The sequence below is a fragment of the Cloacibacillus sp. An23 genome, assembly GCF_002159945.1.
In the GTDB taxonomy this organism is placed as follows: Bacteria; Synergistota; Synergistia; order Synergistales; family Synergistaceae; genus Caccocola.
Genome location: NZ_NFJQ01000014.1, coordinates 22,080 through 46,774 on the forward strand (window position 1 = coordinate 22,080; position 24,695 = coordinate 46,774).

Genomic DNA, 24,695 nt, shown 5'->3' on the forward strand with positions numbered 1-24,695 from the left:
TGATCGCAAAAACATCAGCATTCATATTTTGCATAATTTTTAGAGACAAATGATATTATAAAATTAAAGTTATATTTGTTTTAAATATAAAAATATATGTAGCTCAAGTCTTTATAAACAGAGCCGCCATCGCTACAAAAACATCGGGAACGGAAGGAATGAGCGACATGTAGCCGATGCGAAGCCATCATTAAGAAATGACGCCATACCACTATAGTATAGTAAAGTTCTAAGACGTTTTTAATCGTAAGGAGGCATAAGAATGAGCGGACAAGGCAGCGACGTAAAACTTATGAACAGATGGTCTATGCTCGCGATGAACATCGGAAGCATGATCGGCGCGGGCATCGTTACCCTAGTGGGCATAGCGATGTGCTACACAGGCACGTCGGTGTGGTTATCATACGGCATAGCGCTGCTTTTAGGCTTTCTGTACAATCTTCCTTTCTGCTTCGTCACCAGCGCCGTCAAGCTAGAAGGCGGCCCATATACCCTGGTCAACACGATCCTCGGCAAAAAAATCGGCGGCATCTACATCGTCTGCTTCTTCCTTTATCTCCCCAGCATCGCGCTCTACTGCGTCGCGCTCAACACCTACATACAGTCGCTCTTTGAGGGCGTGCCGGACTGGCTGACGCCCGTAGCGACGCTTATATTCTTCTATCTCGTACAGCTGCGCGGCATCAAGTCGCTCGCGAGCGTGCAGAACGTCATGACCATCCTCCTGCTCATCGGCCTTATGATGTTCGCGCTGATGGGCTTCTCGCGCGTCGAATGGGCGGAGGTAAGCCCGTCATCGCAGAACTTCATGACACACGGCTTCAGCGGAGTGATGGAGGCGGCGCTACTCCTCGTTTTCTCGACATACGGACAGTACTACATCGCATTCATGAGCCGTATGTGCGAAGACCCGAAGCGTGACATTCCCTTCTCGATCATCGGCTGCGTCCTTGTCCTAGTAGTCGTCTACATCTCCGTGACGATCGTCGCGGCCGGCGTCCTGCCGCTCGACAGGGTCGTGAACCAGCCGCTCACGCTCGTCGCAAGGGAAATCCTGCCCGCGCCGCTCTTTGTGTTCTTCATCATAGCCGGCCCGGTCATGGCGCTCTTTACTACGACGAACGGCATAATGATCCAGTACTCCGAGCCGCTCTACACCGCCGCTCAGAACAACTACTTCCCGAAGACCCTCGCCAGACACAACAGATACGGCCAGCCGTGGATCGCCTACACGATAGTCTTCCTCTGCTCCTTTATACCGATAGTCCTCGGATGGGAGATAAGCACGATCGCACATCTTCTGCTCATCGTTGACATAGGCCTCAGTATATTGATGATGATTTCGATATGGCAGGTGCCGAAGCGCTACCCGAAGGCATGGAAGAACAGGTGTTTCCTCAAGGGCCTACCGGACGGATTCTTCTACTTCGCATGCATCCTCTCCTTCATAGTGCAGGCGATAATCATATACAACAGCGTAACATCCATCGACACATACATCGTCGTAGCGACGCTCGTAATCTTCGTCATAGCGGTATTCTACACGCTGCACAGGCTTAAGACGGTCGAGGTCACTCTCCCCGACATAGGCGTAGAAGAATAAACGCCGTAAAGCGCCGCGCGCCCAAAATGACACGCATCTGTAAGACTATATGTCAGATAAAGAACGACAGTATAGAAAAGGAGGCCCAACCCAAATGAAAGAATATGTTGCGAAGTATGAGGATCTTTACAAAATCGTGAAAGAGATGTTCATAGGCATAGGCTACTCCGACAAGCAGGCGACCGCCGTCACAAACAGCCTCGTCGAAGCAGACGCGCGGCACATACACTCGCACGGCACGGTGATGCTCCCGACCTACCTCGGCTACATCGAGACGACCGGATGCCTGAAGCTCGACGCGCCAGACCCGACGGTGGTGCATGAGACGCCCGTCTCCTTCGTCATGGACGGACACTCGGGAGTCGGCTACGTGATCGCCGAGACCGCAGTTAAGAAATGCATCAAAAAAGCGAAAGAATCCGGCATATGCGTCGCGGCGGTACGCTATGCGAACCATTACGGCTACGCCGGACACTGGTCTGAGATGATGGCCGACGAAGGCTTAATAGGCATCACCTCAACGAATACAATAAGGGCGGTCTGCCCGACGAGGAGCGCAGAACGCTTCCTCGGCACGAACCCGATAGCCGTCGCGATTCCGACTGTCGGCGATGAGCCGCGCTTCCTTCTCGACATGGCGACATGCGTAATGGCTTACGGTAAAATATGCAGAAGCAAAGTATTTGCTGAGAGCGGGGTGCTGCCTGACGATATAGTTGTAAGACCCGACGGGACGACGGTGACAGACTTCCCAGAGGCGATAGAGGTCGTGGCGCATGGAGACACGCCGGACAAAATCCCAGTCGAGCCGACGGGCGGAATCGCGCCTCTCGGCGGAACGACGGAACTGCGCAGCGGATACAAGGGATACGGACTCGCGATGCTCGTTGAGCTACTCACAGGCGGCTTCTCGGGCGGCATTCCAAGCAAGTTCATCCCCTACGCCGGCGAGGGGGTATGTTTCTTCTTCATGGCGATCGCCCCAACCGTCTTCGGCGACCCGAAGGCTGTACTGGAGCATCTGAAGTACATCATCGAAGAATACCGCAAGGCTCAGCCCATCTCCGAAGATATGCCGGTGCTCATGCCCGGCGATAAGGAGCGCCACTATCGCGAAGAAGCTCTGAAAAACGGCATCGTGCTGAGCGACGACATCGTCGGCAAACTTCGCGCCGTAGCGCAGCGCGTAGGGAAAGAAACTGAATTTGAGAAGGTATTTACCGTAAAAGAATAAATAAGTTTAAAATTAAAGCAGGTGGTTTTTATGTCAACGAAAGTTACATTCCCAAATAAACGTATGTCCTCCATCATCATGGCTGGCGGCATACGCGAGATACTGGGCCGCGCTGACGAACTTGAAAGACAGGGACGCAGCATAATCCATATGGAGATAGGCCGCCCGGACTTCGATTCGCCGGAATGCGCGAAAGAGGAGACGATCAAGGCGATCAGGGACGGCAACGTCCACTATACAGATATGTCCGGACAGTACGACCTGAGATGCGCCATCGCGGAGAGTTACTGCAAAGAGCACAATATGGACGTGGACCCGGACAAGCACGTCGTCGTAACATGCGGCGCGACCGAAGCTCTTACGGTGACATTCCTCACGCTGCTTGAACCTGACGAGGAAGTCATCGTCCTCACGCCGTACTTCCCCGGATATGCCGACGAAATCGCGCTGGCATGCGGCAGGCTCGTGCCTGTGGCGACCAGGATGGAAGACGGCTTTGGCCTTCCGCTCGGAGATCTGAAGGATGCTATTACGCCGAAGACGAAGGCGATACTCATCAACTCGCCGAACAACCCGAGCGGCGCGGTCCTTTCAAAAGAAGATCTTGAGAAAATCGCGGCAGTAGCTATCGAGCGCGACCTCTGGGTCGTTTCGGACGAATGCTATGAAAAATTCCTCTATGAAGGACAGCATCTGAGCATAGCCAGTTTGCCTGGGATGGCGGAAAGAACCGTCACCGTCTCCGCGGCTTCGAAGACATGGTCAATGACCGGATGGCGCGTAGGTTGGATTGTAGCGCCTGAAACGATGCGCCCCTACGTCAATAAGGCTCATCAGAATATCACCGCCTGCGCGAATTCGTTCGCGCAGACCGGCGTCGCAGAGGCTTTCAAGAGCGCCGGAGAAGACGTCAAGAAAATGGTCACCGAGTACAGACGCCGCCGCGACATGGTCGTCAAATGGCTCAACGACATCCCCGGCATCGAGGCCATCACTCCGCATGGGGCCTTTTACGCATTCCCGAGCATCAAACAGCTCAAAGTGAAAGACGGATTCACCTTCTGTTCGCGCCTACTCGAAGAGGCCGGAGTCTCATCCGCGCCGGGCGAAGTGTTTGGAATGCCTGGACATTTCCGTATCACTTACTGCCGTTCCTACGAGGAAATAGAAGAAGGGCTGCGCCGCATCAAAAAAGCCGTCGAGAATATGTAGCGGACGCATGCGGCTGAATTAAACGCAATATCCCCTACAGGCGGCACACTCGCGCGCATAGGGGATATTTTTTTGCTTAAATTGCTCGTAAGCAAAATATTTTTCACTTATTATTCACGCCAATGCTCCGGCAGGAAACATTTTTTACTCTTCATATCTCTCGGCCGGGCGCTTCAGCGCCGGCGCAAAAAAAATTTTTGCTATTTTAGCCGCTAGCAACGGCAATAGTGCGGCGCAGTGATTGATTTTTGCATACCTTTTGCAGGACGCTGTTAATCTTATAGACGTCAAGCGATGCAAGACTCAAATTTAAAAAATATATACAAACGGAGGTAACATCAATGTCAATAGCGCAGGTTCGCCAGTACATGGTAGAAGGTGACGGAGACGCGGCGGTGGCTCTCGTAAAAGAGCTCATCGAGAAGGGAACCCCCGCGAAGGATATAATGGCCGGACTCACTGAGGAAATGGGGATACTCGGACAGAAGTTCGAGAATTTCGAAGTCTTCCTCCCCGACCTTATGATCGCGGGCGACGCCTTTATGCAGATCATGTCCGTGCTCAAAGAGCACCTCGTCACAGCGAGCGACGGCGCCGCGAAGACCGTCATCATCGGCACGGTCAAGGGCGACTACCATGACATAGGAAAGAATATCGTCGGCATAGTCCTCCAGGCCAACGGCTTCAACGTGGTGGACCTCGGCGCTGACGTGGACCCGGTCGCCTACCTCGAGGCGGCCCGCAAGGAGAAGGCGGACGTCGTCGGCCTGTCTGCCCTCATGACGACGACGATGCCCGGACAGGAAGAGTTCATCAAGCTCGTCAGCGACGCCGGAGACAAGGGCAAGTACCTCGTCTGCGTCGGCGGAGCCCCGACTTCGGTCGAATGGGCCGAGCGCATCGGCGCCGACGTCTGGTCGTTCGACGCTTTCGAGTGCGCCGCGAAGCTTAAGAAGCTCCTTGCGTAATCACATTACCGTCCGGATATAAAGATTGGAGGAATAAATCATGTCAACGTTCAGAATGTGGGAAGTTTTCGCCAAAGCTGACGAGGGCCCGTTCTACAAGGACCAGGCCGAGTGGATGCTCAAGTCCTTCATCCCCAACATCAGAAGAGTAGTCAAAGAATACAACATCAAGTACGACGGACATACGATAGTCAACCAGGACGACGCGCTCGCCGACAGAGTGTGGGCCGCCGCGAAGGACTTCTTCGTTTCGACCGGCGTCTACAACCAGGACACCCACCGCGTAATGCAGTTCACCGAGCGCGAGGTCAACGAGGTGCTCTACACGAAGCGCCCGAAGTACCTCATCGGCGCAGGCCACGACCAGCGCTGGCTCCAGGTCCGCGCGGTAGAAGACAAGGAGCGCCGTCCGTTCCACCTCTTCAGCCCCGACGCGAACTTCAGCACCGACATCCACAAGAAGGCGTGCATGGCCTACCTGAAGGAACCTCTCCTCGACGGTCTTTGCGCTCCTCTGCTTGAGGACTTCATGGGCCGCAAGGCGACCTCGCAGAACCCGACCGAAGTCGCCGCCGCTATGGAGCACGCGATGAACCTCCGCGACGCGCAGCGCCTCGTCGGAAAGCCCGACGTGTGGACGGTCTCCGTCGGCACCGCCGAATCCGCGCAGGCCCAGATAGCCGCCGGAAACCCGGTCTGGGGCGTCCGCCAGTCGCACCTCGACGGCCGCATGGTCTCCATCCTCACCGAGATGACGACAAACAACGCGATGCTCAACAAGTCGCTGCACTACCGCTCATACGGGAACGTCTTCGGCAACCTCTGCGGAGCCATCTTCGGCGGACACGCGGGCGGCACCGAAGGGACGCTCGTCCTCCAGACGGCCTACAACATCGAGGGCGCGTGCCTCTACGGTTCCTGCTGGGCTCTGAACTTCCCGTTCCACCTCAAGTGGCAGTCCACGACGACGAGAGAGCTTCTCTGGCTCCAGAGCGTCCTCAGCCAGGCGATGTCGCGCAACTCGAACCTCATCTTCCTCAACAACCTCTTCGCGAACGCGGGCCCCGGCACCGACCAGCTCTATTGGGAGTGCGCCAACCACGCCCTCGCGACCGAGTGCTCCGGCGGCAACCCGTGGGGAGCCGCGACCTGCCGCAACAAGTTCACCGACATGGCGACGCCGCTCGAGTCCCGCTTCTATCACGAGACCTCCGAGGCTTCCTTCAAGATGCGCCTCACCAGAGCCAAGGCCGAAGAGATCTGCCAGAAGATCATGGAGAAGTACGAGAAGCTCATCCCGATCGACAACTACGGCAAGCACATCCAGGAAGTCTACGACATGGAGCGCATCGTGCCGCGCCAGGAATACCTCGACCAGTACGAGCGTATGCGCGACGAACTCAACAAGCTCGGCGTGGAGTACGCTTACTAATCCCTACGGACAAAATCAGAGTTTTACCGCAAAGAGGCGCTTATGCGCCTCTTTGTAATAAATAGGCATTTTTGCTGACTTGACGATAACACAATCATAATGAGGTGAACTTATGAACGGTAAAGAAAGAGTCCTCAAAGCCCTGCGTTTTGAAGAAGTAGACCGCGTGCCTTGGGTTCCATTCACCGGCGTACACGTCGCGAAGCTCGTAGGCTCTAACGCCGAGGAGATGCTCAAGGACGGGGACATTCTTGTAAAGGCCGTCGAGACCGCCGCCGAACGCTACTACGCCGACGGCGTATGCTCCGCCTTCGACCTCCAGGCCGAAGCGGAAGTTCTCGGCTGCGCGCTGCACTGGAGCAAGAACAACCCGCCCGCGGTCACGGGACACGTGCTCGCGCAGGGCAAGACGCTTGAAGACCTGCCCGAATTCACGAAGGACAAGGGACGCCTGCCGATGTTCTTCGACGCGACGAAGAAGCTCGTCGAGCGCATAGGCGACAAGGTAGCCGTCTTCGGTCTCTGCTGCGGGCCGTTCACTCTCGCGCTGCACCTTCGCGGCTCGGCTTTCATCATGGATATGATGAAGAAGCCCGACGAGGCGCACAAGGTCCTCAAATTCTGCGCGGAAATCACGCGCCGCATGGGCGAGTGGTACATGGAGACCGGCGCGCACGTCGTCGCGGTCGTTGACCCGATGACGAGCCAGATAGCGCCGAAGCACTTCGAGGCCTTCGTCTCGCCCTACGTGAAACCCGTCATTGACGAAGTACACGGCAAGGGCGGCATCGTGACGCTCTTCTGCTGCGGCAACGCGACGAAGAACATTGAGCTGATGATGCAGAGCAAGCCGGACGCGGTCGCCTTCGACGAACAGGTGGACCTGCAGTTCGTCAAAGACCTCGCCTACAAGTACAACGTCGCATTCGAGGGCAACATCCCGCTCACGACGACGCTGCTCTTCGGCTCGCCGCGCGAGTGCGTCGCCGACGTGAAGAAGCGCATCGAGATAGGCGGAAAGCGCGGCTACATACTTTCGCCGGGCTGCGACCTGCCCTACGACACTCCGTTCTACAATCTTGAAGCCGTCGGAAAGTACGCCGCGACGGGCGAAGAGCCCTCCGACACCGCTGGCTTCATGTCGCTCGAAGAGGCGCTTACCAACGCCGAGGAATCCGGCGACGTATTCGAAGACGTAAAAATCGAGCCGGGCAAGGTGTTCATAGAGATAGTGACGCTCGACTCCGAAGGCTGCGCGCCGTGCCAGTACATGTGCGAAGCCGTCAAGAACGTAGCGCCGCACTACGGCGACAAGCTCTCGTGGCGCGAGTCGCTGATCAAGAGCGCCGCCGGCATCAAGCGCACGCAGGCTCTCGGCGTCTCAACGCTGCCGACGCTGCTCATCAACAACGAAGTCGTCTTCGACAACATCACGCCGACCGAAGAAGCGCTGATGAAGGAGATAGACAAGAGGCTGAAATAGCATAACGGCGCGCCCTCCGCGCGGGGGCGCGTATTTTGTATTTTTATTCACAAAACTGTTCCGCGATTTTGAGGGGTTTCGCGAAATGGTTTTATGGTTTATTATTTACCCACAACTTAATCATCCTTTATGCAGAAACGGAGGAATAAATCATGGCAGCAACAGACAAAAAGCCCAGCTTTGCCGTAGCTCTTGGGACGTTCGTGATCATAGCGGCGATAATCGCCTACGGACTGCTCGGCCTCGGCATGGACGCCCACGTGCCTATCGCCATGGCCGCCACTGCGGCGGCGCTGATAGGCAAGTTCGTCGTCGGCGTCTCGTGGGAGGACATGGAAATCTCGGTCTTCAACGCTATCACCTCCTCTCTCGGAGCCCTTCTAATCCTGATAACGATAGGGATGCTCGTCGGCGCGTGGGTGCAGGCCGGCGTCGTGCCCGGACTTATCTACTACGGCTTCAATCTTCTTTCCCCCGGCATTTTTCTTCTCGCTTCGCTGCTGATATGCTCCATCATAGGCATAGCGATAGGCGCCTCGTGGGGCGTCGGCGCGACTGTCGGCGTCGCGCTCATCGGCATAGCCGCCGGGCTTGACATCCCCGCCCCTCTCACGGCCGGCTTCATCCTGTCGGGAGCGTACCTCGGAGACAAAATGTCCCCGCTCTCCGACACGACGAACCTCGCTCCGGCCGTCGCCGGGTCGAACCTTTTCGACCACATCCGCGCGATGATGTGGACGACCGTGCCGTCGTACCTCATAGTCTGTGTGATAGCCGTCGTCCTCGGAACGCATTACTCCGGCGGCGGAGAGAATTTCGACGCGAGCCGCATAATCGCCTTCCAGCAGATCATCGCCGCGGAGTTCGACCTTAACCCGCTGCTCGTCGCGATACCGCCGGTCGTGGTAATCGGCCTCGTACTTCTCAAGTGCCCCGCTATACCGGGAATGGTCGCGGGAACTCTTTCCGCCTCCGTCATAGCGATGTGCCACGGAGTCAGCCTCCACGACGCGATGACCGCGATACACTACGGCTACGAATCCTCCGTCGCCTCCAAGCTCGCCGAAGCCTCCGCAGCCGACATACCCGCGCTGCTGGGAGAGTACGGCATCACCGGAGTGACGCCTGAGATGGCGCACGAGGTAGGCGGCATGGTCACGGAGCTTCTGAACCGCGGCGGCATCGACAGCATGATGTGGTCGCTGTCGATGATCATGATAGCGCTCGTCTTGGGCGGCATAATGGAGCGCTGCGGATACCTCAGCGTCCTGCTCAACCCGCTGCTCTATAAAGTCCGCCGCGTCGGTGACTTCATCACGCTCGTCGTAATCTCCTGCTTCGTCAGCAACTTCTTCCTCGGCGACCAATATCTCGGAATCGTCGTCCCGGGGCGCATGTTCCGCGAAGCCGTAGAGAAGAGCGACCTCTCGCCGCGTATGCTCTCCCGTTCGCTCGAGGACAGCGGAACTCTCACGGCCGTCCTCATTCCATGGACGGGCTGCGGAGCCTTCCAATCGAACGCGCTCGGCGTGCCTACGCTCGAGTACGCGCCATACTGCTTCCTGAACATAATCAACCCGATATTCGCGATAATCATCTCCTACCTCGGCATAGGCATATACTGGGGCTCCGACAAGCACGACAAGGTCGAACGGCGCACGGAGCTCACATTCCCGAGGGAAGCGTAGCGTAAGCGCCGCCGCGCCGCGCGCGGCATGACGAAGAAACTAAGGACGAAGCACTCCGAAGGAAGAGCTTCGTCCTTTCTTTAAGAAGGCTCCGCACAAGGAGGGAAAGAACCATGAGAGAGATAAAAAAATCGCTCGAGATAGTGGCGCGCGACGAAAGGGCGATAGCGCCGTCGTCGCGTTCGCCGTATTACCCCTTCGCCGTCGGATCGGGGCGCGGCGCGACGCTGCGCGACGCGGACGGCAACGAGTACATAGACTTCGCGGCGGGGGCCGCTTCGCTGAACACGGGGACCTGTCACCCGCGCGTGACGGCCGCGATAAAGGAGCAGGCGGAGAAGCTGCTCTGTTACACGATAGGCTACATGTACGAGGAATCGTCCGTCGAGCTCGCGGAGAAGCTCGCCGCGATAACGCCCGGCGATTTCCCCAAGAAAGTCGCCTACGGCCTTTCCGGCTCCGACGCGATGGACGGCGCTATAAAATTCGCGCGCGCCTACACGGGACGCTCCGAGATAATCTCATTCAAGACGGCCTATCACGGCGTCACATACGGCGCTCTCTCGGCCTCCGCCATATCGCTCAACATGAGGCGCGGGCTCGGCCCGATGCTGCCGGGCTTCCACCATTTCAGCTATCCGCACTGCGCGGCGTGCGCGTGGCGCGAGAAGCCGGAAGACTGTTCCCTCGCCTGCCTCGAAGAGATAAAGACGGCCTTCTCTCTCTATCTGCCGCCCGATGAGGCCGCCGCCGTGCTGTTCGAGCCGATAGGCGGCGACATCGGCCTCGTCGTGCCGCCGGCCCGCTACGTGCGCGCGCTCGCTTCGCTCTGCCGCGAGCACGGGATACTGTTCGTGTCGGACGAGGTGCAGCAGGGCATGGGACGCACCGGAAAATGGTTCGCGATAGAACATTTCGGCGTGACGCCGGACATCATCGCCGTCTCGAAAGCGCTCGCCTCGGGCATGCCGCTCTCGGCGCTCGTCATGCGCGCGGAGATAGCCGACTCGGTGCGCGACCCCGGCCACTGCCTGACGCTTGCCGCGAACGCCGTCTGCTGCCGCGCCGCGCTCGAGACGATAAAAATCATCGAAGATGAAAACCTGATTGAAAAAAGCGTCCGCACGGGCGAGAATATAAAAGCGGCGCTGGAGGCGATGAAGCGCGTGCTCCCCCGGCTCGGCGATACGCGCGGCCTCGGCCTCACCATAGCGCAGGAGATAGTGGACGAGAGCGGCGCGCCGGACCGCGGCGCGTGCGCGAAGATATGCTGGCGCTGCTGGGAGCGCGGGCTGATACTGACCTTCCTCGGCGACAACGTGCTGAGGATACAGCCGCCGCTCGTCATAACGGAAAAAGAGACGGCGCGCGCCCTGGAAATTCTGCGCGCGTCGATAGAGGACTACGAAAAAGGCCTCATTGAAGACGAAGTTCTGACTTTTGCGAGAGGATGGGCTTGATGGACGAAAAAATGTGCGAGATAAAATTCCTGCCCGACGGGCTGACGGCGCGCGTCGCGCCGGACACGCCGCTCACGGAGGCGGCGGACGCGGCTGGCGCGAGGATAGGCCGCCACTGCGGCGGCGCCGGCGTATGCGGCAAATGCCGCGTGAGGACCGGCGCGGACGACCCGCTCTCCCCCGTGAGCGAGACGGAGCGCGGCGCGCTCGGCGAGGCCGGGATAAAGGAAGGACTGCGCCTCTCGTGCTGCGCGCGCGTCGTGCGCGACGGGAGCGTGACGATAGTCGACCGTGTCGAATCGAAAGGGCACAGCATACTCGAAGGCTTTTCCGACGGCATATCGGACTGGGCCCCAGACGCTAAGGGATACGGAGTCTCGGTGGACATAGGCACGACGACCGTCGTCTGCTACCTTTTCGACCTAGACGGACACGAGAGCATAGACAAAATATCGTTCCTGAATCCTCAGGTGGCATTCGGAGACGACGTAATCTCGCGAATCGCATACGCCTCGTCCTCGCCGGACGCGCTGCCGAGGATACAATCGGTCCTGACGGAAGAGATGGACAAAAGCCTCGGCGTGTTAGCCGAACGCAACGGCATCAAAAAAGAAGAAATCACTGAAATAGTGATAGCCGGCAACACTGTGATGGAACACCTCTTCGCGGGAGTTTCGCCCGAAAGCATCGGGCGCAGCCCCTACACGCCGCAGTTCCTGACATATCCGCCATTCCCCGCCTCGAAGCTCGGAATCCGCATAAACGAAAACGGAATCATAAAAATGCTGCCGAACGTCGCCGGCTACGTCGGCGCGGACATAGTCGCCGGCGTCGCCGCGCTCGGAATGGAGCGCGCGGAAGGCGTGACGCTGCTCGTGGACATCGGCACGAACAACGAGATAGTGATCGGCAGCCGCGACGGCCTCTTCTGCTGCGCGACCGCGGCGGGGCCGGCCTTCGAGGGCGCGCGCATACAGTACGGGATGCGCGCGAGCACAGGAGCCATTGAGAAGGTCTATATGGATGGCGGCGAGCTGCGATGCAAGACCATCGGCGGCGCGAAACCCGTCGGCCTCTGCGGCTCCGGCCTCATCGACGCGATAATGGTAGTCCTGCGCGAAGGCGTAGTCGAGCCGAGCGGACGCTTCACCGCGCCCGAAAAGTGCGTGGACCCGCGCTTCGCGAAGCGCCTCGGAAGAAACGAAAACGGCATGGTCCGGCTCCTGCTCACCGACGAAGAAAATCCCATATACCTCACGCAGAAAGACATACGCGAAGTACAGCTCGCCGCCGGCGCGGTCAAAGTCGGCACGGAAGTCATGCTCGAGCGAGCCGGCATAACGAAAGACGAAATAGCGGAAGTCTGCCTCGCCGGGGCCTTCGGCAACAACATAGACATAGAAAGCGCCGCGGCCGCCGGCCTCATCCCCGACATAGACCGCGCGAAAATACGCGGCGTCAAAAACTCGTCCGGCCTCGGCGCGAGCCTCGCCCTCGCATCGGCGGAGTTCTACGAGCGGACGAAAGCCGTCGCCGAAAAGATGAAATACGTCGAACTGTCGTCCCTGCCGGACTTCCAGAAACGCTTCGTAAAAGCCATGGCCTTTTAGCGCACGGCGGAAAAGATACGCGATGATGGAAAAGAAAATAAAAATACTGCTCTCGGACTGGGCCGCCCCGTCCGTTATAGAAGAGACGGAGACGCCCCCCGTCGCGGTAGACCTGTCCGCGCTTGAGAAATTCTACGCCGCGATGGGCGAACGCCACAAAAAACAATTTGACAAATTCGCCGCCTACTGGGAAAACGAAGGCTTCGAAAAGCTGTTCAACCCCGCCGCGCGCGTCGTCGCCATGCCGCTCTCAGCCGCCGAAGAAAACTTCGGCGGCGGGCTGCTGCGCGTCAACGACTCCGTAAGCGAGGCCGTCATGGCCGTCTGGACGATAGGCGCGGAGCTTGAACGCGAGTGCAGCGAAATGATGAACTCGACCGGGAGCCTGATGACCGGCTTCCTGCTCGACGTCGCGGGCTCAGTCGCCCTCTACGGCATGCACGCCGCGCTCGGCTCGTGGGTGAAAGAGCGCGCCGCGAAAAACGGAAAATTCGTCAACGGAGAATTTTACCCCGGCATGGGCAGCATGAGACAGGACCTCATGGAAAAGGTCGTGGCGCTCGGCGACACGGAGCGGACGATAGGCGTGGGAGCCAGCGGCCTCTCGCTGCTGCGCCCGAGAAAATCCCAGTGCTCATTCGTCGCCCTCGGCGCCGCGGAGCACGAGGTAGTCGTCAAAGCCGAGCCGTGCAGCCCCTGCGCCGGCAAAAAATGCCTGTACTACCAGCTCGGCGGCTGCCACATGCTCACGCTCGGCTGACCGTGCAAAACCCCGGGGCCGCGCCGGAACCGTGCGCGCCGCTTCGGCCCCGGGCGCTATGCTAATCGTACTCGAGCACAGAGCCGGAGCACATCTCCTCAAACGCGAACCGCGCGGACAGCGCGGCGCGCGCGGCGGAGCAGGTGCAGTGGCAGGCGTGCAGCGCGCGCGGCGCTGCCTTCTCGAAATAATCCAGCACGGGGCGGACCTCCGCATCAGAGCCGGAGCGAAGATGAAAGCCGCCCACGACGTCCGCTATCACGCCCCGCCCCGTCACACGCTTCGCGCGCTCTACGATATTGCATATCCCCGAATGCGAGCAGCCCGTGATTATCACAAGGCCGTCCGCGCCGTCGTAGACGAGAGCCGAATCGTCGCGGCAATCGTCCGGCCTCCACGCGCCGTCCTCAAGCCTCTCGCCCACCGTCCCGCGCGGCGTGACCGCGGCCTCTATCTCGCCGAGCCAGTATAGATTTTCCGCGACCTCCGCCGGCTCGCGCGACGGACGAAGCTCGAAGAACGAGCCGAGCACATCGGGAGAAACCAGCATCCCGGCGTCGAGCCCGCGTAGCCTCCTGCGCCCGAACGCGCCCGGATGGCAGAACAGCGGCGGCCTGTCCGTCAGCCCGCGCGCGGCGCGCTCCAGTATCATCGCGCACAGCCCCCACGTGTGGTCGCTGTGCCCGTGCGACAGCACGACCGCGTCCGGCGCGGCCGCGTCTATCCCCATTATCCGCGCGTTATCAAGAAAAACGCCGGAATACCCGGCGTCGAAAAGAATCCTTTTCCCGCCGCACTCAAGCCAAAGCGAAAGACCCGGCTCCGCAAAAAGATAACGCCCGATCGCCGCGCCGTTCTCCACAAGCGCGCTTATCCTCAGCATCGTCAACACCTCCGGGAATATTTTATATCAGCCCCGCCGCTCAGAAAAACAACGGGCCGCGCCGCCGCCGCTTATGGTGCTTTAACTTTTACATAAAAACGACGCCGTTCCGCGAATCTTCTGCGCGGAACCTCCGTCCTAAACACTGAGGCTGAAACAACGGGATATAACAATGAAAGCTGCTGCTGGGTACGGGACGGAGGCCCCGCAGAGCCTGCCACGCTTCATCTGGCGCATGTACGCTGCGGGGCGGCATATATTTTTTATAAAAGTTAAAAAACTATAAAAATCCGGCTCGGGCGAAAAGCATAAAAAAGCCGTCCGCTTAACGCGGACGGCTTACGCATGACATATTCTCCGCGGCGTTACATATTCTCCGCGTACTCCATACCGCCCTCGTGGAAGTAAAGCTCCGCCTTGCGTTCGCGGAAATTCCGCACGCGGTCCCAGCCGTCGCTGTGGATATAGCCGTAATTGCCGAGCGGGCTGACCGTCAGGCTGCCGGGGACGATATACACGTCGTAGTTCGCAAATACCCCGTTCAGGCGGCTCCAGTCGTACACGCCGCCGCCGTAGAATTCGCCGCCCACGATGACGCCTATCGCTCCGGGATGCGTGCCGACGACGCCGGCGAGCAGCGCGTCGGAGAGGCCGAACTCGTATCCGAAGCCGCTAAGCACGTCGCCGTTCACAAGCATCTGCCCCAGAGCCTCCGGCGCAGTGCCGGTATAGACGGGCAGAGTCCCGAGCACGACGCTCTGGTCGTCGGCGGCGATTTCCAGACGCGCCGGGGTGACTGTTATGCCGCCGAGCACGGAGTCGTTTTCAAGCTCGTAGTTGCCGGCCTTGCCTCCCGTGAGCGTCAGCCCTTCGAAGACAAGGTTGTCCTTATAATGCCCCACGTCCGCCGTCACGCGGCCGTCTCTGTTCGCCTCGTAGTCTCCCGTGAGGTTGACGCTTCCGACGGACGACAAATCGGCGTTCAGCCCGACCTCGTCGCCGTAGACCAGCCCGTTGACGGCGCCGCTGCCGGGCGTGAGGGTGAAGCCCGCTCCGCCCTGGTTCCCGTAGACTATCTCCGCGTCGGCTCCGCTCACGGAGACCTTTTTCGGCGTGACCGTCGATTTTCCGGCGACGACCGTTATGTTGTAGTTGTTGGTAAGGCCGTCCACGCCGGTGAACGCGGAGCCGTAGCTTCCCTCCGCGACCGTCCAAGTGTAGCCGCCTTCCCTCACGTCGTTCGTGCGCTCATCTCCGTTGACGATGACGGTCGAGCCGTCCGTTTCATATCCTCCGGCGTAGCCGAGCGTACCGTTCTCGTCGCCGTTGGTCAGCCCCGTCACGCCGTTCGCGGCGATGCCGTACGCGCCGTCCCGTATCGTCGTGTCGCCGTAAGTCCTCTCTACGTCGCCGAGGGCTATTGTGAGGTTTGCCTTGTTGACGACGGAATCCGCCGGGCCATCGACAATGATGTTATAGTTTCGGTCGATGTCCGTGCCGTCGCCGCCGGAGACCGTTCCGTTCCACATATAAGCGCCGCCGGCGTCATTTGTCACTTTACCGGTCACATTTCCCGTCAGAGCGCCGTCATCCGTCATTGACACCGCGAAGTCGTCCACTCCGTATTGGTCACCGTTTGCGAGGACGAAGTCGTCCTTAATCGCGTACTTGCCGCCGTTGTTCGTCAGCGCCGCGTCGCCGTAGGTGCGTTCCGCGGTATCGAGCGTTACGTGCAGGTCGGCCTTGTTGACAACGGACTGACCGGGCCCGTCTACTATGATGTTGTAGTTCGTGTTAATGTCCGTTCCGCGGCTGCCGGCGACAGTGCCGCTCCACTTGTAATCGCCGCCCGCGTTGTACGTCACTCTGCCGGTCTCATTGCCGGTAAGTGCGCCGTCTCCCGTCATCGTCACGTCGAAGTCGTTCACGCCGTACCGGTCTTTGTCGCCGTTCACAAGGTTAAGCCCGCTCTCTATCGTATATTTGCCGCCGTTGTTCGTCACAGCCGCGTTTCCGTAGGTGTGCGTCGCGTCGGCGAGCGTGACGTGAAGCTCGGCTTTGCCGACTGTCGATTTGCCGTCGCTTACGGTAATGGAGCTTGCGCTGTCCACAAATTCGTAGTTCTGCGAGAGGGCGCCGAGGCTGAAGCTCGCGCTCCATTCGTATTCGTCGACGTTGTTTGTCGTCGTCTTGCCCGGAACGAGATTGTCCACCGCGCCGTCCGCGGTCTGCGCAAACGTGAGGCCGTTTGTGCCGTTAAGCTCGGCTATCATTTCAGAGGTTAGCTCTTTGTCGCCGTTCGCCACGCCATAGACGAATCCATATCCATCGTTGTTGGTAACGTGATACTCTCCGTCTTCTGCGGCGGTGTTGTTCGTTATCGTTTTGTTTCCGTAGACGCGGCTAATGTCGTCGAGCGTGATGTTGAGCTGCGCTTTGGCGATGTCGAAGTGGACGTCGATGTCATAGCCGAGATTGTTCGGATTGAATACGCCGTCGTCTGTCGTCGCGGCTATCTGGGTTAAGCCGAACGCGAGGTAGCCTTGTCCGACGTTTTTCCATTTGAGGGCTTCGAGCAGTGAGTTGAGGCTGCCGTCCGCAGTGAGAACATTGTTTACGTCAAGCCCCTGATCCTGTCCGTTGTAGACAAAGCCGGGATTCTCGCCGTCGTACTTAGCTTCCGTCAGGAACACCTTAAGCAGGGGCGTGTTGTAGCCGTCGTAGAATTTCCAGACGTCGCCGAAGCCGTCGTAGCTTCCTCTCTGTTTCTGCTCGTCGCCCGTGATGACTTTAGTTGCGCTGTCGTCGCCGACGGCGAAGCTGTAGGCGTTGGTTATTGCGTTTTCGGCGGCGTTATTGTCGCCTATCAGATTACCGCTGTCATTCGTCGCGTAGATGTTCTCTATCTTTCCGCTGTTTTCGCCGACGGCGTTGCCTTTCGTGCCGTTCTCCGCCGTGACTTTGGTCGTATTGTTGTAGGCGTTTGTCAGCTCGCCGCTGTTGCTTCCGACGAGGCCGCCTACGTTTGATGTGCCGCGAATTTCTTCCGTGACTTTCTGCGTGCCGGCAGTAGCGTCAGCCGTCATTACTGTGTTGAATACCTGGTCTATCGTTCCGGCGTTGGTTCCTGCTATGCCGCCCACGTTGTTCGTGCCGGTCACGACGCCGGTGTTGTAGCCCGCTTCGAGCGAGCCTCCTGCCGCGTTGTTCCCGACGAGGCCGCCTGTGTTGTCCGCTCCGTTGACCGTGCCGTTGTTATAGATTTTGTCAGCGTAGTATTCCATGCCGTTGTCGGCTGTGCCGCGTCCGCCGATTATCTTGCCGGTGTTGTTGCCTATCAGGCCGCCGGTGTTGTTATCGCCGGTTACCGTCGCGCCGTATTCGTTCATAAGCGACGAGTTTTTGACGTCGCCGCTATTTGTCCCGATAAGGCCGCCGGTGTTGTCGCCGCCGGTGACCGCCGTCTTGTTGGTAAGCACAGAATTCTCGATTGCGCCAGTGTTCTCGCCTATCAAGCCGCCGGTCGTCCCATTACCTTGGACAGCGCCGCTGTTTGTGAGCGTCGAGTCGATAATTGCTCCGCTATTGGTACCGAAGAGACCGCCGGTCGGGTAATCTCCATTTCCTTTGACGGTCCCCATGTTGACAAGGTCGGCTTGCCATATATTGCCGGTGTTAGCGTAGAATATGCCGCCAGCGCTTCCTCTGGTTCCATCAGTGCCTTCTACATCGCCTGTGTTTGTCACTTCAAGGCGCGTAATAGTGCCGTCATCGTTCCTCTTCCCCTGCAGCAAGGTTTCATTTTTGTTAATACCGGCTAGTCCTCCGACGTTGCTGCCTCCTGTAACGTTTCCGTTATTTGTAAGTACGCCTACCAGAGTACCGCTGCCGGTGTTTTCCCCGACGATGCCGCCGACGTACTGCGCACCTTTAGCGGTTACGTCGTTTTCGTTTGTCGCGTTCGTTATCGTGCCGCTGTTCGTGCCCGCGATGCCGCCGAAGTATTGCGCCGTGCCTGATTCGTTGGCTTTTAGTACGAACGTCTGGTTGGTGACGTTGGTTATCGTCGCGCCCTCCGCGTTTTCTCCGGCAATGCCGCCGACATAGGTCAGGCCGCTGACCGTGGCCCTATTGATGAAGTTTTCCTCGTCGGTGCTTTCTATTGTGCCGGTGTTCTTCCCGGCCACGCCGCCGACATATCTTGTGCCGGTCACGGTGCCTTCGTTGGTGAGCTGGTTGTCGCTCGCTATTTTTCCGGCGTTCGTCCCAGCGATGCCGCCGACGTACTCATTGCCGGTCACTGTCGCGGCTATTGCGTTGGAGAGGTTCTGGAGCTCGCCGCCGGTATCGTCGTCTTTCTTTCTGTTGCTTCCGACCATGCCGCCGACGTATTTGACGCCTTCGACTTCTCCGGCGTTGCGTCCGCTCGTTATCGTGCCGGTGTTTACTCCGGCTATGCCGCCGGTGTTTTCTGCCGCTTCGCCGTCGCTGTCAGATGTCGATGTGACGGAGGTCGCGTTGACGGCGTTGGTTATCGAGCCGTTGTTGGTTCCGGCTACGCCGCCGACGTTGCTGTGAGCCATCACTATGCTTTCGTTGTAGAGGCTGACCATCTTGCCTTCATTGACGCCGACTACGCCGCCGACGTTGGCGCTGACGTTGAAGGCGTCCATTCCGTTTCTGCCGTTGGTGACGCCGCTGCTGTTGACGAGCGTCGCCTGCGCGTCGCTCATGTTTACGCCTATCGCTCCGCCGAGGCTGTAGGTGTTGCTGCTCGACGCCGTTACCGCGCTGTCGGCGGTGACGAGATAAGCGTCCGCGCCGGCCGTGTCGAGCGTGTCATCGTCTTCCAGCGCTTTGCCTATTACGCCGCCGTCCGCGTTGATTCCCGCGATGCCGCCCGCCGTGACCTGCCTGCCGTCGGTTGTCCCGGCGGCTATTACGACGTCGGAGGCGTTCGAGCCGCTTATCGTGCCGCCGTTGTCGTTGACGCCAGCGATGCCGCCCGCGGCTCCGTATATATTCTCCGTGCCGCCGACGGTCGCAAGAACATCATCGCCGCCCGAGGCTTCGACGTGGTTGCCGATGGTCGTGACGTTCGTTATCGTGCCTTTGTTTACGCCCGCTATCGCGCCCGCGGTCGAAGTGCCGTAGAAGTTCGAGGCGTAGACGCGCAGGTCGCGCACCGTGCCGCCGTTGATGGTATCGAAGATGCCAGCGTTCGTCTGCCTTTCGTCCGCGCTTCCGACGTTGAGGCCGAGGATGCGGAAGCCGCGTCCGTCGAATACGCCGGAGAACCCGTCCGTGCCCGTGCCAATCGCCTCATAGCCATTTATGACGCTAGCGTCGATGTCGTTTTTGAGCGCGAAGTTGTAGCCGAGGAAGGCGTTCTTATCTTCATCGCTGTTATTATTATTGTCGATAAACTCCTGCATTCCTTTGAGCTGGTATGCGTCGCTGAGCCAGACGTAGACGTATTTGCTCGCGTCAAACTCCGCCTCCGCGCCGTCGTAGTCTTGCTTGTCCAGCACGACGTTTATGTCGTCGAGCGCTTGCTTCAACGTGGTACCGTTGCCGTCGTACTTGCTGAAGTCAAAATGTCCGTCGTGGTGGATTGCGTCGTCCTCTACCCACATGTCCACCATTATCTTCACGTCTCCGCCGCCGCTGACGTTAATCTGTTGATTCGTTTCGCTGTTTTTGCCGAAATTCTCCAGGAAGCCGCCGGTTAGGTGACTCGCGAAGCCTTCCGTCGAGAAGTCCGCTACCATTTCGCCGGAGCTGGTCAGGTTGATGTCACCCTGCGTGATGTTGAGCGGCGCGGCGAGGTAGATGCCGTCGTCCGCCTCCACGGAGAAGTCGTTGTACGAGTTTATCTGTCCCATGCCCATGTTGCCGAGCAGTATGGAGACGGAGCCGCCCGTCGTGATGCCGACGGTTCCGTTCTTGCTGTCTTCGTCGTCAATCGCGGAAGTCGCGATGTGCGAGTACAGGTCGGAATATTGCGGCATGGCGGAATAGAGCGGGTTGTTGATGAGCAACGTCCAATCTATCTCGTTGCCCTCTTCGTCATTTCCAAGCCAGGCGTTATTTTCTTTTCCGCTGATGCCCGAAATCTGCACCTCCGTGTCCTTCGCCTGCGCCGACGAGATGGAGCCGAGTATCTCTATGTCGGCCTCGGCTTTGCCGTCCGCGCCGTCGCCGGTATCTATGACGACGTTTCCGCCGCCATGTTCGCCCGTCGCCGTGACGCTGCCCGAGATGAGCGCGTCGCGCCCGCCGGTGTTCACGGTGACTGACGAGCCGTAGAGTTTCGCGTCGTCGGTTATGACGAAGGTCGTACCGTCAAATCCTTCCCCCGTCGCCGCGTTGACTGTCAGGCCGCCGCCCGCGTATATCGTGCCGCCGAAGTAGTGATCTCCGTTGTTCTGGAAATTATTCAGCGTCAGGTTCCCGTTGTAGACGGCGAGGCCCGCGGTGCCGGTTATGCCGAGCTCGCCCCAGTCGAGCGTGAGGTTTTTCTCCGCAGCGTTGTCATCGAACGTGACTATCGTCATCAGCGGGTTGTATGCCGTGCCGTACTGGATGCTCTGGATACCATAGTTTTCCATTTCTTCGGAGTTCTTAGAGAAGTACTCCTCTGCGTACGGCAGGAAGACGTTCAGTATCGGCGTGCCGTCGTAAAGACGCCACTCGCCGGTGATTTTGGCGTCGAAGTCAGACGTGTCGATTTTGGATATTGCGTTTTTAAAACTATATGATGCTGCATCGCTCTTGTCATCATAATCTATAGCATTAACATGAAGCTCCTGATACTGATTCTCCAGACGGTTGTTGCCATCGCTGAGATCTCTGAACATACCGTCGGTGTCGCCCATCATTCCAGTTTCCGGCTTTATATAATTCGCGTTGGTAAACCACGGAGTAAAGTCTTTAATTTTGTTTTGATCATAAGTATACGTGCCATCATCTTTTCTATCGTTTCCCATCCCGTAAATAGCGCCGAGGCCTATACTTGTCGAATTATAACCGCCTTTGCCATCTGCTCTCGCAGAGTAGATGTTGCCGAGCGTATAGACGTTGTTGATTACTGTACCGTCATCATTGAACTTTCCGGTACCATTATTGTAGCCGAACCCTCCGCGCACCCTGCCTATGATGCCGCCGACTAACGTAGGATTAAAATCTCCGTCATCATTTTTATCCTGGAAGGCCCTAATCGTTCCGAGATTGTATGCGTTGTTAAGAACCTGAAGGCCGTTTTCACTGGCAGCTCCCGCTATGCCCCCGACCTGTACTTCGTCGGCCGTCCGCACCGTTATGTTGCCGGTGTTGAATACGTTGGTCATGTCGCCGTCGAACCACCACCCTGCTACGCCGCCTACGGTCGTAGCGCCGTTGAAGATGTCGCCGGTGTTGTAGGCTTTTTCCACGTCGCCGTTGAGACGCCCGACTATGCCGCCGACGTGGCGTCCGTAGAGGTTGAATGTCTCGTCGCCTATCTGCCCCGCGTTGTAGACGTCGTATATCATAGTCTGCGCGTTCGTCCACACTGTAGTGTCGCCGACGATGCCTCCCATATTCAGCGGCTCGAGGTTGGCGCCGGCCCTGCGGGTCGTAGTTATGTCTCCCATGTTGAAGGAACGCGCTATGGAGCCGTTATACATCATGCCGGCGACGCCTCCGACGCCCGTATAGCCCTGCACGTCGCCGGTGTTGTAGGAATGGCGGATCGTGACGTTCATGTAGTCTTCTGGAGTGCTCGCGCTGCCAGTGTCGTCCGGCCTTACATCCGCCATCTCCTGCGTCACTCGCATATCGACGCGCCCGGCGATGCCTCCGACGTTCGCGGCCTTGGCGGTATCAGGTATAAGATTAGGGTTCGAGACCTGATTTTCGTCCAGAAGCTGCGAATGCACCGTACCCCTGTTGGTCGAGTCGCTGATGAAGGTGGTGGCAGTGCTTTTGGCGTCCGTTGCAACGTCGTCGTACATATAGCCCGCGATGCCGCCGATGTTGCCGATGATAAAATCTTCTTCAGAAGCATCTTTGCCCACTTTACGCACGCGCTCTTTTACGACGTTGCCTTCCGCGTCGCGGGCGCCGGTCGCCATGATGTCGCCGCCGTCGTTCTCGCCGTACTTCACGCTCGAGTTGTAGAGAAGCCCGGCGATTCCTCCGACGTTGTGCGCGCCTCGTATGTTGTTCTCGCGGTTCGTCGCGTTCTCTATCTTCGTATTCTGCGCGCTCCCGACGATGCCGCCGACGTTGCCGGAGATGTAATATTCCTCATCGCCAGCGCCTCTCGTCTCAGTAGTCACGTCGCCGTCGTTGAGGACGTTTTTGATGGTGATGTTCTGCCCTTTTGCATTGCGTGCGTTCTGCGACGCTCCGACGATGCCGCCGGCGTTTGCGGCGGCGACAGTGACAGTAACGAGCTTATCGTTATCGCTGGAGTTCTCATCAAATTCGCCGCCGCTTGGGATATAGCCATCAGTTGTTTCTCCGGTGTGATAACGATATGTGTCAGTGTCAGAGCCGGTAGCCGTTATCGCCCCGTGGTTGGCGACGTTGCGCACCTCGCTGCTTCCGGTCACGCCGCTGTTCCCTATTGTATTTGCCTGCAAGTAGCCGACGATTCCTCCGACGTTATACGCGCCTGTCACGCTGGCTTGGTTGTATATCTGGAAGCCGCTCTCATTACCTATGGAGGCATTGCTCGCCCTTCCCACGATGCCGCCGATGTTATAGCCGCTATAAATGCTAGATTCTATACCTCTTATGTTGCCGAGGTTATATGTCTCTCCGCCTATAGAAGCATAGCTGATGTAGCCAGCGATGCCGCCTACGCTATTCCCACCAGATACGGTGCCTATATTTATCAGGTTATTAAGCTCTGTAAGGTCTGCGTCGGGAACGGCAGTACCACTTATTGTGCCGATAATACCGCCGACGTTAAGTACTCCCGTAACATCCGCAGTGTTGACTATATTTTCGATTACAGTCCCGTCCCCCGCCATACCAAAAGCGCCGCCTACACCGACGCGCCCGTTTATCGAGCCGGAATTAAGCGTGAAATTGCGTACATATGCCCTTTCGTCGCTGTCGTTTGCAACATAGCCGAAAAGTCCAACGTAATTTTCACTCGGCCTTTTGATAGTCAAGCCGAATATATCATAGCCAAGGCCGTCGAAACGCCCATAGAAAGGATGGGAATTGCTTTGATTTCCATCATAGATGCCAATCGGTTTGAAGCCAAGACCAGTGTTATTTCCGTCAAAACCGCTTTGATACGCATCGCTCGCCGTAAAACTCGCGTCGATGGAGTTGCGGAGCGCGTACCAGCCGCCGAGGTTGGTGTTCATGTTTTGGAGCTGGAAGAGGTCTTCCACCCACATGTAGCCGTTGGTCGAAGTCTCCGTACCGTTTACGGTAATATCGAACTTTTTCTCGGTCGCTTCCTCATATCCGGTTGTATCGTTATAACCGTCATACGTGTACCCAAGGACGACGTTGCTCGCGTCGGTCGTCCGTATTTGCAGTTTGCTTGCTTCAAGCGCTTCGCGCTCGCTGTTTTTGTACAGCCTGTCAGTGTCGAGTACTATCCTGCCGCCGTCGAATGTGACATTGTTGGCGCTGATGATGCTGCCGAGGCTCATGAGTTCGGCGTTGGTGGACGTGTTCAGCCCGGCTAACTCTCTTCTTATATCAGCGGGGTCTGTCATACCTCTGATGTTGTCTATCGCGCTTGTAATGTCTTTGTTTGTGACGTACAAACTTCCTACGTTTATCTGCGCGGAGTTGCCTATCTGGACGCCCGCGGGGTTGGCTATGAAGATGTTGCCGCCGAGCGCCGTGAGCTGTCCGTATATTTCGGAGACCGCGCCGCTGTTGACGAAGTTGACGGAGTTGAGGTCGTTGAAGTTTTGTCCGTTAGCTCCGACAAAGCTCACCGCCGCGTCAGCGCCGATGGAAAAGTCGCCCCATTTCAGGACGGATGTGTCTCCTGTCTGAGTGAGGGTCAATGTATTGCCGTTGATAGCTTGCTCAATCTGCCCCGCAAAAATCTCAGGCTGTCCCACAACACCACCAGGCCCAGTCGGCAGCTGCGTGTTCGCCGGTATCGCGTAGAGCGGCTGCGCGCCGGTGAGCGATGTGAAGCAGAGCAGCACCGCGAACGCTATCACCCGTTTGAGTTTTTGTTTTCGTTTTATCATTTATGGATTGCTCCTTTCTTCCTTTTGATTCTATATGCCGGAGGCCCCGCAGGGTCTGCCCCGCTCCATCGGGCGCAGAAGATTTGCGGGGCGACGGGGGTGCTCCGCCGCTTGGCTCCTTCGTCCCAGCCTTCCGCGTTCCGGG

General features: G+C 58.1%; 12 protein-coding genes. 10 read left to right on the forward strand and 2 right to left on the reverse strand.

Annotation, left to right across the window (positions count from 1 at the left end; genetic code table 11):
• The first annotated feature begins 262 nt into the window (after positions 1 to 262).
• From B5F39_RS13050 to B5F39_RS13095, 10 genes are all read left to right on the forward strand, one after another.
• Positions 263 to 1,603, forward strand: a complete 1,341-nt coding sequence (locus B5F39_RS13050; protein WP_087368424.1) for an APC family permease — start codon at positions 263 to 265, stop codon at positions 1,601 to 1,603.
• Between the two features lie 94 nt (positions 1,604 to 1,697).
• Positions 1,698 to 2,837 carry an Ldh family oxidoreductase gene (locus B5F39_RS13055; protein WP_158096062.1) on the forward strand — a complete coding sequence of 380 codons (1,140 nt, stop codon included), beginning with the start codon at positions 1,698 to 1,700 and terminating at the stop codon, positions 2,835 to 2,837.
• Positions 2,838 to 2,867: 30 nt separating this feature from the next.
• Positions 2,868 to 4,049, forward strand: a complete 1,182-nt coding sequence (locus tag B5F39_RS13060; RefSeq protein WP_087368427.1) for a pyridoxal phosphate-dependent aminotransferase — start codon at positions 2,868 to 2,870, stop codon at positions 4,047 to 4,049.
• Positions 4,050 to 4,390: 341 nt separating this feature from the next.
• On the forward strand, positions 4,391 to 5,017 hold the full coding sequence (locus tag B5F39_RS13065; protein ID WP_087368429.1) for a cobalamin-dependent protein: 627 nt from the start codon (positions 4,391 to 4,393) through the stop codon (positions 5,015 to 5,017).
• A 40-nt stretch (positions 5,018 to 5,057) separates the two neighbouring features.
• Positions 5,058 to 6,449, forward strand: a complete 1,392-nt coding sequence (locus tag B5F39_RS13070) for a monomethylamine:corrinoid methyltransferase (protein ID WP_087368431.1) — start codon at positions 5,058 to 5,060, stop codon at positions 6,447 to 6,449.
• Between the two features lie 112 nt (positions 6,450 to 6,561).
• Positions 6,562 to 7,932, forward strand: coding sequence for a uroporphyrinogen decarboxylase family protein (locus tag B5F39_RS13075; protein ID WP_087368433.1), 1,371 nt, complete (start codon positions 6,562 to 6,564; stop codon positions 7,930 to 7,932).
• A gap of 152 nt (positions 7,933 to 8,084) precedes the next feature.
• Positions 8,085 to 9,620 carry a Na+/H+ antiporter NhaC gene (nhaC, locus tag B5F39_RS13080; protein WP_087368435.1) on the forward strand — a complete coding sequence of 512 codons (1,536 nt, stop codon included), beginning with the start codon at positions 8,085 to 8,087 and terminating at the stop codon, positions 9,618 to 9,620.
• A 113-nt stretch (positions 9,621 to 9,733) separates the two neighbouring features.
• Complete coding sequence (locus B5F39_RS13085; protein WP_087368437.1) at positions 9,734 to 11,080, forward strand: aminotransferase class III-fold pyridoxal phosphate-dependent enzyme; 1,347 nt, start codon at positions 9,734 to 9,736, stop codon at positions 11,078 to 11,080.
• On the forward strand, positions 11,080 to 12,690 hold the full coding sequence (locus B5F39_RS13090) for an ASKHA domain-containing protein (RefSeq protein ID WP_158096063.1): 1,611 nt from the start codon (positions 11,080 to 11,082) through the stop codon (positions 12,688 to 12,690). Before B5F39_RS13085 ends, B5F39_RS13090 begins: the two co-directional genes overlap by 1 nt.
• A gap of 22 nt (positions 12,691 to 12,712) precedes the next feature.
• A complete protein-coding gene (locus B5F39_RS13095; RefSeq protein WP_087368441.1) occupies positions 12,713 to 13,450 on the forward strand; it encodes a hypothetical protein in 738 nt (245 codons plus the stop codon).
• A gap of 61 nt (positions 13,451 to 13,511) precedes the next feature.
• Here B5F39_RS13095 and B5F39_RS13100 read toward each other — a convergent pair whose 3' ends face one another.
• Both B5F39_RS13100 and B5F39_RS13105 read right to left on the reverse strand, forming a co-directional pair.
• Positions 13,512 to 14,333 carry an MBL fold metallo-hydrolase gene (locus tag B5F39_RS13100; RefSeq protein ID WP_204245123.1) on the reverse strand — a complete coding sequence of 274 codons (822 nt, stop codon included), beginning with the start codon at positions 14,331 to 14,333 and terminating at the stop codon, positions 13,512 to 13,514.
• Positions 14,334 to 14,698: 365 nt separating this feature from the next.
• Positions 14,699 to 24,550 carry a filamentous hemagglutinin N-terminal domain-containing protein gene (locus B5F39_RS13105; protein WP_087368443.1) on the reverse strand — a complete coding sequence of 3,284 codons (9,852 nt, stop codon included), beginning with the start codon at positions 24,548 to 24,550 and terminating at the stop codon, positions 14,699 to 14,701.
• Positions 24,551 to 24,695 lie beyond the last annotated feature (145 nt).

What these genes read in the sequence shown, in the direction of transcription:
- B5F39_RS13050 (WP_087368424.1), top strand. Translation starts at nt 263, where the DNA reads ATGAGCGGACAAGGCAGCGACGTAAAACTTATGAACAGATGGTCTATG.
- B5F39_RS13055 (WP_158096062.1), top strand. Translation starts at nt 1,698, where the DNA reads ATGAAAGAATATGTTGCGAAGTATGAGGATCTTTACAAAATCGTGAAA.
- B5F39_RS13060 (WP_087368427.1), top strand. Translation starts at nt 2,868, where the DNA reads ATGTCAACGAAAGTTACATTCCCAAATAAACGTATGTCCTCCATCATC.
- B5F39_RS13065 (WP_087368429.1), top strand. Translation starts at nt 4,391, where the DNA reads ATGTCAATAGCGCAGGTTCGCCAGTACATGGTAGAAGGTGACGGAGAC.
- B5F39_RS13070 (WP_087368431.1), top strand. Translation starts at nt 5,058, where the DNA reads ATGTCAACGTTCAGAATGTGGGAAGTTTTCGCCAAAGCTGACGAGGGC.
- B5F39_RS13075 (WP_087368433.1), top strand. Translation starts at nt 6,562, where the DNA reads ATGAACGGTAAAGAAAGAGTCCTCAAAGCCCTGCGTTTTGAAGAAGTA.
- nhaC (WP_087368435.1), top strand. Translation starts at nt 8,085, where the DNA reads ATGGCAGCAACAGACAAAAAGCCCAGCTTTGCCGTAGCTCTTGGGACG.
- B5F39_RS13085 (WP_087368437.1), top strand. Translation starts at nt 9,734, where the DNA reads ATGAGAGAGATAAAAAAATCGCTCGAGATAGTGGCGCGCGACGAAAGG.
- B5F39_RS13090 (WP_158096063.1), top strand. Translation starts at nt 11,080, where the DNA reads ATGGACGAAAAAATGTGCGAGATAAAATTCCTGCCCGACGGGCTGACG.
- B5F39_RS13095 (WP_087368441.1), top strand. Translation starts at nt 12,713, where the DNA reads ATGATGGAAAAGAAAATAAAAATACTGCTCTCGGACTGGGCCGCCCCG.
- B5F39_RS13100 (WP_204245123.1), bottom strand. Translation starts at nt 14,333, where the DNA reads ATGCTGAGGATAAGCGCGCTTGTGGAGAACGGCGCGGCGATCGGGCGT.
- B5F39_RS13105 (WP_087368443.1), bottom strand. Translation starts at nt 24,550, where the DNA reads ATGATAAAACGAAAACAAAAACTCAAACGGGTGATAGCGTTCGCGGTG.